Raw genomic sequence first — 13595 nt, forward strand, 5'->3', positions numbered from 1 at the left:
TATACCGGCATTATTTTATTTCGTCTTCGGACTTTGGCATAGGGCAGTTGTAATGCCACACAGCATTTATCAGTCCTGCATTGAATCCCTCATCACAGAAATCTATCCTTGCCTTATCTTCTTCGCTGCCCTCGTAGAAAACTTCCTCCGGTGCAGTGAAGCTGAAGGCTTTGAAGCCTATGAATTCCATACTTTTCGGGATATAAATACGTTTCAGCGATCTCATCCCGGCACAGCTGTACTCTATCATACGTTTACAGCCCTCGGGTATAACGATAGTTTCAAGTGACTTCGCATTCAGCGCTGTGTCCCCTATCCACCGAACTCCTTCGGGAACAAAGAAAACCTTCCCATCAAACTTCGGCGGCATGAAATATAATTTTTTCATGTCCTTGGAATACAAACCGCCCTCGTACACACGGAAATACTCATTATCTTCCTCTGCTATAAATCGTTCAAGCACTGTGTTGTAATCGAAAATGTCACCCTCAATATAAACAACAGGTGCACCATTTATCGTATTCGGGATATAAAAATCTCTGATATCACTGATACTTTCACGCGTACCTATAAGCCAGATGCTGCCGTCATCTTCTTCCTCGGTACTATAATAGATCTTGCAGCCATCGCATATATAAAAGTTTTCATCTGTTGCGATATGCTTTGTGTTCATTTTTTTGTACCCATAACACATCTCATTATACCGCAGGGGTCGGGTTTGCAGCGGACGTTCTCAAAGCCGTGCTGAACCATTATCTGCATAACGTCATCCTCCTGACCCATGCCGATCTCGTATATCAGGGTACCGCCTGTTTTAAGCCTGTTTTTCCAGATGCGTGTAACAGCACGATAAAAGTCAAGACCGTCTTCACCGCCGAAAAGTGCTTCAACGGGTTCATAGGTAACTTCCTTTTGAAGACGTTCCATATCTTCCCCTGTGAGATAAGGCGGATTGCATACGATCAGATCACATTCGGGTATACTCTCGGCACATCCATATTCAAGTACATCGCCCATAATTAGCTGTACAGCCGAACCGTTCATTTTAAGGTTTTCCCTGAGATGAACAGCAGCAGCTTCACTTTTCTCAACTGCGTAAACTTTACTGCACTTCAGAAATCTTTCAACAGCAAGGGCTATGCAGCCGCTGCCCGAACAAAGATCGACAGCAACTATGCCGTCCGTATTTTTGTACTTATTCACAGCAAGCTCAACAAGAGTCTCTGTGTCCTGTCTTGGTATAAGCACACCTTTTCCGACCTTCAGAGGAATACCACAGAACTCCCACTCACCCAGCAGATACTGTAGCGGTTCTCCGTTCCTGCGTCTTTCACAGAGTTTCTCAAAGTCTTTGCTGAGGATTCCGTCAGCCTCATCATCAAGTGCTGATGAAAACGCTCCGCTGCGACAGTCTTTACCCATAGACATACCCAGCAGCTCACTGCAGTCGAAATACGCGTTGTCGTTGCCTTCCTTTTCAAGGAGGTCAGCCTGCGTTTTCAGAAGCTGTCTGTATGTCACCACTGATCATCCTCTTTATTTTCGGGGATAACTGCTTTAAGTGCTGCGATAGCACACTCTATCTCCTTTTCATCAGGTTCACGGGTAGTTATACGCTGTATCCAGAGTCCCGGAGCGGAGAATATGCGAGTGCAGGCGTTGGTATACTTTCCTGCCAGACGTATAAGCTCATATGCGATACCTGTAACAACGGGAAGAAGCGCCAGCTTGCAGAGTACTCTCAGCGGCAGACTCGCCCAGGATATACGGAATATAGTATTCACAAATATGCTTATAAACAGTACCAGGAATATAAAGCTTGTACCGCATCTCGGATGAAATCTGGTGAACTGCTTAACATTCTCCGGTGTTAGCTCGGTTTCAGCCTCATAGCAGGCTATGGTCTTATGCTCAGCACCGTGGTATTCGTAAAGGCGCTTCATATCCGGCATAAGAGCAGTAAGGGAGGTATAGCCTATAAATATACCTATCTTCAGGAAGCCTTCGATAATATTTTTCAGGACAGTATTGATCTCGGCAGATACCAGTTTTTCTATAAGCTTTATAATTGCAGAGGGCACCCACATGAACAGGAACATGGCGATCACCAGACCTAAGATCATTGAGATAGTGGATATCACAGGCATCAGTTTATCGCCAAGTTTTTCATCCAGCCATTTCTCGAACTTAGTAGGTTCTTCCTCTTTATCATCATCTGTCATCTGCTTATCAACAGAGCGCGATATGCACTTATAGCCGTCGATCATAGAAGTAACAAAGTTGAATATGCCTCTCAGGAACGGTGTCTTTCTGTACCAGGGTGGATTTTTGCCGCCTTTTATCTCCCACTCGTCAATATCAATAGTCCCGTCAGGCATACGGTTTGCCATAGCGCCCTTATCGATGCCGCGCATCATAACGCCTTCTATAACAGCCTGACCGCCTATCTTGGATTTGAATTTTTCCTTACCCGAATTACTGCTCATCGGTATCTTTCCTTTCTACAGCCCCTTCGGGCTTGTCATCAGAAGATATGAGCTCTACATCCACAGTGTCGCTCTCCTCCGATCTTTCTTCCTGCTCAATGAATGGCAGGGTTATCATAACGGTCGTACCAACACCCTGCTCACTGTCGATAGTCAGGGTGCCGCCGTGTCTTGCTATTATCTCATCAGCCACAGCCAGACCTATGCCCGAACCGCGTCGGGTCTGGTTAGCCTTAAAGAACTTCTGCTTGATACGCGGCAGGTCTTCCTTTGAGATACCAATACCGGTATCTGAAACGGAGATACATATCTCCCCTTCTTCCTCATAGGCTTCTACCGATACTGTATCGCCCTTGTCAGAATACTTTATTGCATTATCCACCACGTTTATGAATACCTGTCTGAGCCTGTTTTTATCACCGTAAACAAACGGCAGCATATCAGGTTCAAAGTAGTTCAGGGTTATACCCAGCACCCTTGCACGCTCCTGATAAATGAGCACTGTTTCACCCAGTTCGGCAAGTATGTCTATAGTGTCCATCTGGAGCATCAGTCTGTTATCCTGTATACGTGAGAAATCCAGAAGTTCCTCAACCATCTGCGAAAGTCTTTCTGTCTCACTGTTGATGACACGCATACCCTTTTTGAAGGTCTCAACATCACCGTACATAGTAGCAACAGTTTCCGTCCATCCCTTTATTGCTGTAAGGGGTGTTCTCAGTTCGTGGGATACGGATGATATGAACTCGTTCTTCATCTGCTCGGTATTTGAAAGCTCCTCAGCCATATTGTTTATTGAATCGCAGAGCTCGCCAAGCTCATCCTCGCTTTTTTTCTCGATACGCTTTGAGAAATCTCCCTTCGCGTACTTATGTGTAATATCAGCTATACCGCGGATAGGTATTACTATCTGCCTTATAAAATACATACCAGTAAAGAACATGAGCAGTATTATCCCAAGCACGATAGCTGTTATCACTGCAGCGATCAGACCTATCTGATGATCTACGTTCTTCATGGAGCTGAGCATTCTCAGCGCTTCGTAATCACAGCCCTTCGGAGATATGACCGATGTGACTGCAACCACCTTTTCACCTGTAGCCAGCCTGATTATCTGTGCAGCAGTGCCCGCCGCCGAAGACTTCGCCTCATTGTAGTCAGTCATGCTGTCTCCGCCCTGAAGTGAGAATCCGGATGAGGTAACATCAACATCACCGTCAGCGGTTATCGCCATAAGCTCTATCCTGTCCTTATCCTCATAGCTTTCAACAATATTTCTGATCTCGGCATTGTAGTTCGTGGTATCTCCCGCAGAATTCATAACCGAAGTAGTGATGATATTCATTTTGGATGTGACGTACTGCTTGGCTGAGGTGTAATAATAGCTTTTAACGATAACTATAAGTACTATCTCAACGGCGAGAAGTATCAGTGTGACTATGCCCATGCTGTTAACGAGCCAGTGACGTGTTATGCTTTCACCGCCGCGGTATTTCCGTTTTATATGAACGCTCAATTTCTGCACCTTTAGCCGTTTCCGCCCGACCACTTATAGCCGAAGCCCCATATAGTCAGTATATACTTGGGGTTTGAAGGTTCATCCTCTATCTTCATACGTATACGTCTGATATTTACATCGACTATCTTATCATCACCGTAATAACTCTCACCCCAGATGTGGTTAAGTATACTTGATCTGTCAAGTGCAGCATTCTGATTCTTGAAGAAGTACTCCATTATCTGATACTCGACCTGAGTAAGGTCTATCTGCTTGTTGTTTTTGGTAACTGTCCTGCTCTTGAGGTTGAGCACAAAAGGACCGGATGTTATTGTGGAAGCCTCCTCGGGCTTTACAGCAGAGCGGTTCACTCTCCTGCACACAGCATCTACCCTGGCGATAAGCTCGGATATAGAGAATGGCTTTGTTATATAATCATCAGCGCCGCTCATAAGGCAGGATATCTTATCCATCTCCTGGCTCTTGGCTGAAAGCATGATTATACCAACAGAATTATTTTTCTCGCGTATCTTTTTGCATACCTGCATACCATCGATACCGGGCATCATTATATCAAGCAGCGCAACATCAAAGCCGCCTTCGTTTTCCTCATAAGCTTTCAGTGCATCCTCACCGCAGTTTACATCGACTACCTCGTAACCGCTTCTAACAAGATTTATAACAACAAACTCGCGGATGGAGTCTTCATCTTCACAAACAAGAACTCTTTTCATGTTCCATGCTCTCCTCTCATTGTAATGATCTGTAATAAATTTATACGTCTGCTTGTCAGTCAACAATAAAGAAATTGTTCCTGACCTCATCTATCGTAAGTATAAGCTGTTCACGTTTATCTTCGGGCAGCTTGACATAATAATCCAGCTGACCCTTGCTGGCTATGAGCTTATAGCCGTCATCGGAATAGGAGCTGCTTTCTTTCCGGCTTACAGCTGCTATCCTCATTATCTCGGTATTGGAGCTGTTGATGTCTCCGTTGTATTTATAGAATACAAGTTCCGTCATATCAGCATCGCGCTTGACAGTGACCTGATCGTTCCACCTGTTTGGGAATGAGAAGAAATAGCCGTTGGATATTGAATAATACCCGTGATACTTACCTGTCAGGTCAAAGAAATCCTTATACACGTTCCACGTGGTCATATAAACCATTTCATCGGTAATGGCATTCTCATAGCCTGTCATAGGTTTAACGGACGGTATCTCCACTATGCCGTCACCGTCAACATCGGTGCTGTAATACCTGTCAGGTCTTGTACAAAGGGGCAGCAGCTTCTGCTGGCTGAGCTGCATGGGATTCTGGAGGGTCGAATACCTATAATAAACTATCTCCGTCTGGAGGTTACCGTCAGCATTTGTGCCGTCGATGAATATAGCCTCATGCTGCTTATTAAGCAGACCCGAGCGGGTGTTGACATAATTCACAACATTACTGCACATATCTATGCCCTCTGTTTTTACCAGCTCATTATCGGCTGACATATCAAGAAGTGAGGCCTTGGCAGTGGTCACATTTGTTTCGGGATTTGTCTGCCTTTGTATGGTAACTATCTCACGGTAGCCGTCATAGTTGATATCCAGTGTATCAAGTATAGAATAGGTATCGGTGCCCACCCTCTTGAAATCACCGTCGTAGCAGCTGTATATCTCCAGTGTACAATCACTTCCCGCCACAGACTGATATCCAACAAGTACATTATAGCGGTTCTTTTCACCCATCTGTGATACTATAACTCTGTCAACCTCAGTTCCTGCACCTGCCAGCTCCTTGACTGAGAACCACTTGCCTTCACTGTCCTTATCGAGCAGATTGACCCTTATACCGTTATCAGAGCCTGTACCTGTATTATATTCGTAAAAGACAAGAGCTTCTTCACCCGGTTCACCATCGAGATTGCCTATAACAAAAGCCGAACGATTGTCACCTTTTCTTGGATATTTAAGTGTTATGCTCCCACCTACAGCAGCAGTCAGAGCCTCATGTATCTCACCCTGCTCCTCAGTGAGCTTGGGAGCATTCAGCAGACTGTCAACAGTAAAGCTGAATCCCGTACATCCGCTGAGTCCGACACTGAGCGCCGTTACAGCCGAAGCAAGGCACAAACGCAAACAGCTCACCACATCACTTCCGATCATATCAATTTCATTTCATACATTGATATTATACCACATTACCCTGTCTATTGCAAGTCATTTCACTGATTTTTCACCCCTCGGTGAAAGAAAAAATATGACCGACATGATGACTATGATATCACTTGATGCAGTAATAAAAAAGCAGCCCCGCATAAGCGGAGCCGCGCAACTTCTTATTGACCCAGGAGGTCATCGAAATAGAATACCTCATCTGCGGGTCTTGATTTTTCATCACCGATAATGTAAAGCTGATTGGAGAACAGACCGAAGTTAACAACTTCTGCGTTGCCAACATAGCCCTTTATCCTTACGCTTGCAAAATCAGCATCTTTAAGTCCTACAATGATCGCCATTTCACCCTTTACTGATGAATACTGCTTGTAGCCATGACCCATATCCACATAGACCATATATTCGCTGCAGCCTTCAATAGCGTTCCATGAGATGACTGCGTAGTCATCTGTCTTGCTTACCAGTGCTGCTTCGGTTACTTCGGGAAGTGTGGTCTTCACACGGTTTGAAGCTTCGGTGAAGAATTCCTTGCCTTCCTTGGAGTTATAAGCCTTGACGAAATATACTGCACCATGAGGATCATCTATGTGGTACGAGCAGACATCTGTTCTGCCGATCTCAGTTTCATTACCGTTGATATCAACTTCGTATACCACATATCCCATAGCATCATCTATCTTGTTCCATGAAAGACCGTCTTCGCTGGAATCAAGATCTACATTTCCTCTTGGAGGATAGCTTATTCCTTTGAAAGAACAGATATTTGAAGCAGCTGATGTGAACTTTTCACCATCAAGTTCGGTATATGCCTGAACATAATAATCAGCTGTTACACTCTCATCAACGACCAATGAAGTGCCGCTGACATATTTTACGCTCTTGGTTCCATTCCTATCTCTGGTAACTACATAACCATCAGCATCGGGAACCGAAGTCCATAACAGCTTATTGGCTCTCAGCTCTGCATGAGGCTCACGCGAGGGAGCATTTGAAGGAAGGGATACCACCTCGGAATAATCACCGTAAATACCATTCTTGTTATAAGCCCTTACAACAGCTGTTCTCTTTTCAAGCTGAGATCCGCTTATCTCAAAGCTTGTAGCCTTGGTAACACCTGCACGGGAGATCACACCGTAAACGGAGGTATATACCTCATAGCCCACTGCACCGTCAACTGCATCCCAGCTGAGAGTAGCCTTGTCGATACCGCTCCTCTTAACTTGTACCGAAGCAGGTGCTTCACGGAAGCTGTCTACCTTTGCAGATACACTGCCATAGTGCTTCTTTCCGCCGAAATAATTGTAAGCCGCTACACAGTAGCTTGCACTTTTCTGATTGGATATATCGAAGCTTGTACCTTCAACATCGGCAACAACGTATTTATCTGAACCATTATCCGAACCGTATACGGTATAGCCGTCAGCACCGGCAGCCTTGTTCCATGAAAGAATGCCGTTATTGATCTGCGCATTTATCTTGGTGACAGGAGCATAGCTGACATCATACTTTACGCTGATATCAACGCCGCCTGTGATTCCATCGATAGATGCGGAGCTTGAGTACTGCCATGCATCATATATACCGGGATAGTCAACGTAAGTATCATAGCAGGCTACCCAGGTCCTGTAATCATTACCAAGCTCGGGACCGTTTATCATATGGGTCAGCCAGTTGAGGTTAGCATATACACCCGACTCATAGCCGTAGGATTCTATCCTGTCGCAGAACGACCTGCACAGCTTGGTCTTCTGAGCCTTTGAAAGGCCGGCGTGATCAAGTCTGCCGTAATCGTAATCAACGCTCTCAATATCATAGTACACGGGAAGATCAATAGTATAATCCTTCAGTACAGCCGCACAGAAGTCAGCTTCCTGACGAGCCTCGGCGTAGGTTATTGCCTGGGTATAGAAATATATACCTACTTTAAGACCAGCAGCCTTAGCACCCTTTATGTTCTCATAGAACCTATCGTCCATCATGAGCGTACCTGCAGAACCGTATCCGCGGTAGCCCAGTCTGATTATAACGTTATCGATGCCGTCAGCCTTGACTTTTTTCCAGTCGATAGTATACTGCCACTGTGAAACGTCGATGAAGTATGTTTTTTTCATACCATCGAATCTGCTGTCGTGGGAAAGCCTTGTACCAAACACGCCGCTTATAGTCGAAAAATCCGCCTTTATCCTGCCGCTTGGTGTAAGACTGTTCATCCTGTCGGTCACAAGCTTATGTCTATACTTCAGATAACCTGCATCCTCGGAATGATCTGAATCTGAATAGTTTATCTCATAAGATTCTCCTCCCGCGCTTACGACCTGCTTTTCAGAAGTATCTGCTTTTTCAGCCAGAGCGGTGACGCTCATGCCTGCGCAAAGTATACACGCGATAGCTGCACCCGCAGCCGCTTTGAATAATTTCATACTAAATTAGACCTCCGTAAAAGTTACATTGTATTACATAAAGGTTACATTCCAATGCTGTATATTATACTCGATTTCACACAGCTTGTCAATAGAGAGAATTTTCCAAATATAAGAAAAAACTCCCAAAAATCCGATTTTTAGTAAAAAATCACCGATTTTCGGGAGTATACTATGTTGACTTTTAACAAAAACAATTAGTTAAAAAACAGTAAATTTTACGTCACGCATTTTCGATATCGTGTATCTTGTCAACTCTGCGCTGATGTCTGCCGCCCTCAAATGGAGTATCGATAAACACCTTGATAAGTTCGCAGGCAAGACCTGCACCAACCACTCTCGCGCCAATGCAAAGAACATTAGCATCGTTATGAGCTCTTGTGTACTTAGCCGAGAAATAGTCTGAGCAGCACGCAGCCCTGATACCCTTGACCTTGTTTGCCGCCATTGACATACCGATACCCGTTCCGCAGATCAGCACTGCAAGAGCACACTCGCCGCTTGTCACCTTAGCACATACCTCCTGTGCCTTGTCGGGGTAATCGCACTTTTCGCCCTCCTGTACACCGAGATCGGTATATTCTACTCCTATCTCGTCCAGATATGCCAGTACCTCTTTTTTAAGTTCAGGACCTGCATGATCGCAGCCTATTGCAAGTTTCATAATTGCTTCCTCCATATTAATTTATTATCATCGTATACCGCCGCACGCCTCCGTAATGAGGATACGGTATATCATTGTTACGCTGTATCTCAGCCTCGGTGAGCTTTATCCTTTTCAGCCTTTGTGGCCTGCAGATATGACACAGCAAGCTCATCTGCTGTACAAATAAGGCTATCATCATCCTCAACAGCCATACACAGTGAAGACGCTCTCTGCAGGATGCAGTTAACAGGTGCAGTACGCACATTTTCGGCAGTCGCAAAGCGACCCGCCTTTAATTCAGCAGCACAGTCACCGACCAGCATGATATTTTCACAGAACTCCATCTGTGAGAAAAATTCTTCCTCACTGCACACCTTATCATCAGTGATTCGCCTTATCTTACCGCCGCTGCTCTCGAATACAGCACCGTAGATTATTTTAGGCCTTGCCCTCATTACAGAGAATATCCTGCCCTCGTGTCCAACGCAGTTATAAGCAAGAGCCAGCAAAGTGGATACTCCTGCCGCTTTTATATGAGGTGCTCCCAGACATATACCCTTTACAGCACCCACGCCTATCCTCAGCCCGGTATATGAACCCGGACCATTCGCAACAGCTATACAGTCTATATCCGTATAATCAAGACCGGTCTCTGCAAGTGCCGACTCAACCATAGGCAGTATCACCTGTGAGTGTGTAAGCTTTGTAAAAACCGTTTTTTCCCACAGCAGACGTTCTGCATCACTAATTGCCACAGAAGCCGTCTTGCCGCTTGTATCAATAGCTAATATTTTCAAATCTGTCATCTCCGCCGCAGGTCTCAATGGTGAGTTCGCGCTCATCATCGGATATCCTGTTTATCGTTATCCTGATACATTCTTCGGGCAGCTCATCTTCGATATTCTCCGACCACTCAACTGCCAGTACGGTATCCTCGTCCATATAATCGAAAAAACCCGTAGTTTCAAGATCCTCACCCGAGGTTATCCTGTACATATCAAAGTGTATCAGGCTAAGTTTGCTGTCCGTTTTACGGTACTCGTTAACAAGAGCAAAAGTGGGTGAGGTAACTTCGTCACCAAGTCCCATACCCTCGGAGATACCGCGTGTTATAGTAGTTTTGCCCGCGCCGAGCCCTCCGCGGTAAGCAAGTACATCACCGCCGTGCAGACGTCTGCCTATCTCCCTGCCGAGAGCTATAGTCTGTTCGGGAGAAGATGTTCTGTATGTATAGTTCAATTTATCACAACCCACTATTCTTCACCGACGAATTTGTGATCGCCGTAATAATTAAGCATAAGGTCTACCATCCTGCCGTAGGACTCTATTCCGTCCTCCACGCCGTTAGCCTGCAGTGAAGCCTCCATAGCTTTATCACTGACCTCACTAACAGTCTGACTGTCAAACACTGTATCTTCGGCTTCTTCTACCGACTCCCAGTACTCGCGGTTCTCGTTGATATCCACCCATACCTCATCGGAGATAGCATCGTCAAGGGCAAACTGAGTGTAATCATCACAGTACTCAAATACATTATTTCTTACATATGTCAGAGCCGAAAGATAGCCTGAATAACGATACTCAACACTATCACTGCGGTCACAGGCAACAAAGGCAATAAAATTCGCCTCTTCCTCCCTCATGAAGCCTTTTGTATGTGCCAGTTCATGACAGATAGTATCAGGCAGCTTCGCCTTATACATATCGGTATTATAATTTGCTTCCATGGAAAACGGGAAGTATATACCCATAAGATCCATCTGGCTCATAAAGAATGAACAGTATATAGGCTTGGGATGTACCTCATATCCGCCGAAGCAGACAAACTCATCTTCAAGACCCTCAACAGCTTTGCGTGCGGCATCGGTATCAGCCGTAAGGACGAACCTGCCGTTTTCATCACGTTCCACCTGCGTAGAAAGCTCATTTACCTGCGCTACTAAACGGAACGCAAGTTTCTCCAGTTCTTCGGTGGAATGTTTTTCTGAACTTATTCCGTTCAGTTCTTCAAAAGTTGAAGTGTGGTACAATATAAAACAGTTCAATGTTTCTGTACCAAGTATAAACACAATTATCCAGCCGTATATGAACCCGAACACCTTAGCAACTTTCCCGCGTCTGCCCTTTTTAATTATGAGCAAAACTATCATTACTATAAGCGAAAGCGGAATACCGAAAACAGCGATCGCGATAAGTAATTCCCCGAAAGAGAAAGGCAGGAGTGATGTAACGCGTCCGTAGGTATTCACCCAGAACGGGTATACCCATTTCTGATAAAAGTCACAGAAAGGTGTGCATATCCAGGCAAGACCGTTCAGCAGCGCGAAAAACACTGCGCTGCCGATAAGCCATTTAAGCTTGGTATGCTTGCATTTTTTGTCCGTAGTTTTGGACACTTTTACATCAACGCCATTTACCGAAACCTGTTCGGTCATGACTTCGGTTTTCATTTATGTACCCCGTTATATCAGAACAAGCCGTAGATATTGCCCTGATTATCACAGTCGATATTGTTTGCTGCGGGTACCTTAGGCAGACCGGGCATGGTCATGATATCGCCGGTATAAGCTACAACAAATCCTGCACCTGCCGACACTCTCAGGTCACGTACTGTTATCTCAAAGCCCTCAGGCTTGCCAAGCTTGGTGGGATCGTCCGAAAGCGAATACTGTGTCTTTGCAACACAAACAGGTATCTTATCATAGCCCAGTTCGTTGATCTCTTTCAGTGCCTTCTCAGCCTGTGCAGTAAAGATAACACCGTCAGCACGGTATATCTCCTTAGCAATTATGCCAAGCTTTTCCTTGATAGGCAGCTTTTCATCATAAAGGGGCTTGAAATTGCTCTCGTTGTTTTCAATGGTGGAAACAACCTTTTCAGCCAGATCTGTACCGCCCTTGCCGCCATTTGCGAATATCTCGGCAAGAGATACCTCAACGCCCATATCAGCGCAGGTCTTTTTGATGACTTCGATCTCAGCTTCGGTGTCGGTAGCGAATCTGTTGATAGCAACAACCACAGGCACACCGAACTTCTTCATATTCTCGATATGTGTCTTCAGATTTACTATACCCTTTTCAAGTGCAGGAACATTTTCAGCTGTAAGATCAGCACGCGCAACACCGCCGTTGTATTTCAGTGCACGGATAGTCGCAACCAGTACTACACAGCTGGGCTTGAATCCTGCAAAGCGGCACTTGATATCAAAGAACTTCTCAGCACCCAGATCGGAACCAAAGCCTGCCTCGGTGATAGTATAATCTGCCAGCTTCAGTGCGAGTTTAGTTGCTCTTACAGAGTTGCAGCCGTGAGCGATATTTGCGAAAGGACCACCGTGTATCAGTGCAGGATTGTTCTCCAGCGTCTGCACCAGATTAGGCTTCAGCGCATCTTTAAGCAGTGCCACCATAGCACCGCAGCCCCCGATATCCTTAGCGAAAACAGGCTTGCCGTCGGTAGTGTATGCAACGAGTATACGCTCAATACGCTTTTTAAGATCTTCAAGGTCAGCTGCCAGACAGAGTATAGCCATTATCTCAGAAGCAACGGTTATCTGGAAAGAATCCTCTCTCGGTATACCATTTACCTTTGAACCCAGACCGATGATGATATCTCTTAGCGCTCTGTCATTCATATCAAGACATCTCTTGAACATTATCCTTCTCTGGTCGATATGCAGAGGATTGCCCTGCTGCATGGAGTTGTCGATAAGTGCACAAAGCAGATTGTTAGCCGCTGTGATAGCGTGCATATCTCCCGTAAAATGGAGATTGATATCCTCCATGGGAACTACCTGAGCATATCCGCCGCCGGCAGCGCCGCCCTTTATGCCGAACACAGGTCCGAGGGATGGTTCTCTCAGTGCGAGTATAGAATTCTTTCCTATAACGTGCATAGCCTCATTAAGACCAACAGAAATAGTGGTCTTACCCTCACCTGCAGGGGTAGGATTGATAGCTGTAACAAGAATAAGCTTACCATCGGGCTTATCCTTGGTCTTTACATACAGAGATTCAGAAAGCTTAGCCTTATAGTGTCCATAGGGTTCATACTCCTCCTCGGTTATACCGAGTTTCTTTGCGATCTCGGAAATTTTCAGCATTTTAGCCTGCTTGGCTATCTCGATATCTGACAGCATAGCGATCAGTTCCTTTCCAACAAAAATAGTACATACACATTATATCACACAGTGCTGTAAAATGCAAGTATAAAATATTACTTCTAAGGTATAGCAAAAAAGTATATCTCCCTGCATACACAAAGAGATATACCTTTTGATCGCATGATTTTAACTATGTCAGTATCACTGCATAACCGCTGTCTTTGTCTAACAGTGCACCCACACCTTTTTCATAGGGTCCGTCTGTCCACTATATCTT

The 13595-nt window shown here is 45.2% G+C and carries 12 protein-coding genes; all 12 read right to left on the reverse strand.

What is annotated here, in order from left to right:
• Positions 1 to 10: 10 nt before the first annotated feature.
• The gene (locus RUMAL_RS11205) at positions 11 to 673 is read right to left on the reverse strand and encodes a leucine-rich repeat protein (RefSeq protein ID WP_013498856.1); all 663 of its coding nucleotides are present in this window, start codon (positions 671 to 673) and stop codon (positions 11 to 13) included.
• Complete coding sequence (gene prmC, locus RUMAL_RS11210; protein ID WP_037303852.1) at positions 670 to 1524, reverse strand: peptide chain release factor N(5)-glutamine methyltransferase; 855 nt, start codon at positions 1522 to 1524, stop codon at positions 670 to 672. The genes RUMAL_RS11205 and prmC overlap by 4 nt, the downstream gene beginning before the upstream one ends.
• A complete protein-coding gene (locus RUMAL_RS11215; protein ID WP_013498858.1) occupies positions 1518 to 2486 on the reverse strand; it encodes a DUF1385 domain-containing protein in 969 nt (322 codons plus the stop codon). The genes prmC and RUMAL_RS11215 overlap by 7 nt, the downstream gene beginning before the upstream one ends.
• Positions 2476 to 4002 carry a HAMP domain-containing sensor histidine kinase gene (locus RUMAL_RS11220; protein ID WP_013498859.1) on the reverse strand — a complete coding sequence of 509 codons (1527 nt, stop codon included), beginning with the start codon at positions 4000 to 4002 and terminating at the stop codon, positions 2476 to 2478. The genes RUMAL_RS11215 and RUMAL_RS11220 overlap by 11 nt, the downstream gene beginning before the upstream one ends.
• A gap of 11 nt (positions 4003 to 4013) precedes the next feature.
• On the reverse strand, positions 4014 to 4718 hold the full coding sequence (locus RUMAL_RS11225) for a response regulator transcription factor (RefSeq protein WP_013498860.1): 705 nt from the start codon (positions 4716 to 4718) through the stop codon (positions 4014 to 4016).
• Between the two features lie 55 nt (positions 4719 to 4773).
• The gene (locus RUMAL_RS11230) at positions 4774 to 6120 is read right to left on the reverse strand and encodes a hypothetical protein (RefSeq protein WP_154662752.1); all 1347 of its coding nucleotides are present in this window, start codon (positions 6118 to 6120) and stop codon (positions 4774 to 4776) included.
• A gap of 191 nt (positions 6121 to 6311) precedes the next feature.
• The gene (locus RUMAL_RS11235; RefSeq protein WP_013498862.1) at positions 6312 to 8570 is read right to left on the reverse strand and encodes a GH25 family lysozyme; all 2259 of its coding nucleotides are present in this window, start codon (positions 8568 to 8570) and stop codon (positions 6312 to 6314) included.
• A 223-nt stretch (positions 8571 to 8793) separates the two neighbouring features.
• Complete coding sequence (gene rpiB / locus RUMAL_RS11240; protein ID WP_013498863.1) at positions 8794 to 9234, reverse strand: ribose 5-phosphate isomerase B; 441 nt, start codon at positions 9232 to 9234, stop codon at positions 8794 to 8796.
• 89 nt (positions 9235 to 9323) lie between these two features.
• Entirely contained in the window at positions 9324 to 10013 is a 690-nt protein-coding gene (gene tsaB, locus RUMAL_RS11245) for a tRNA (adenosine(37)-N6)-threonylcarbamoyltransferase complex dimerization subunit type 1 TsaB (protein ID WP_013498864.1), read from the reverse strand.
• A complete protein-coding gene (tsaE, locus tag RUMAL_RS11250; RefSeq protein WP_037303865.1) occupies positions 9994 to 10455 on the reverse strand; it encodes a tRNA (adenosine(37)-N6)-threonylcarbamoyltransferase complex ATPase subunit type 1 TsaE in 462 nt (153 codons plus the stop codon). The genes tsaB and tsaE overlap by 20 nt, the downstream gene beginning before the upstream one ends.
• 14 nt (positions 10456 to 10469) lie before the next feature.
• Positions 10470 to 11666, reverse strand: coding sequence for a DUF3810 domain-containing protein (locus RUMAL_RS11255; protein ID WP_013498866.1), 1197 nt, complete (start codon positions 11664 to 11666; stop codon positions 10470 to 10472).
• A 17-nt stretch (positions 11667 to 11683) separates the two neighbouring features.
• Entirely contained in the window at positions 11684 to 13354 is a 1671-nt protein-coding gene (locus RUMAL_RS11260) for a formate--tetrahydrofolate ligase (protein ID WP_013498867.1), read from the reverse strand.
• Positions 13355 to 13595 lie beyond the last annotated feature (241 nt).

The organism is Ruminococcus albus 7 = DSM 20455 (assembly GCF_000179635.2).
Taxonomy (GTDB): domain Bacteria; phylum Bacillota; class Clostridia; order Oscillospirales; family Ruminococcaceae; genus Hominimerdicola; species Hominimerdicola alba.

What these genes read in the sequence shown, in the direction of transcription:
- RUMAL_RS11235 (WP_013498862.1), bottom strand. Translation starts at nt 8,570, where the DNA reads ATGAAATTATTCAAAGCGGCTGCGGGTGCAGCTATCGCGTGTATACTT.
- RUMAL_RS11260 (WP_013498867.1), bottom strand. Translation starts at nt 13,354, where the DNA reads ATGCTGTCAGATATCGAGATAGCCAAGCAGGCTAAAATGCTGAAAATT.
- RUMAL_RS11255 (WP_013498866.1), bottom strand. Translation starts at nt 11,666, where the DNA reads ATGAAAACCGAAGTCATGACCGAACAGGTTTCGGTAAATGGCGTTGAT.
- RUMAL_RS11215 (WP_013498858.1), bottom strand. Translation starts at nt 2,486, where the DNA reads ATGAGCAGTAATTCGGGTAAGGAAAAATTCAAATCCAAGATAGGCGGT.
- RUMAL_RS11225 (WP_013498860.1), bottom strand. Translation starts at nt 4,718, where the DNA reads ATGAAAAGAGTTCTTGTTTGTGAAGATGAAGACTCCATCCGCGAGTTT.
- rpiB (WP_013498863.1), bottom strand. Translation starts at nt 9,234, where the DNA reads ATGAAACTTGCAATAGGCTGCGATCATGCAGGTCCTGAACTTAAAAAA.
- RUMAL_RS11205 (WP_013498856.1), bottom strand. Translation starts at nt 673, where the DNA reads ATGAACACAAAGCATATCGCAACAGATGAAAACTTTTATATATGCGAT.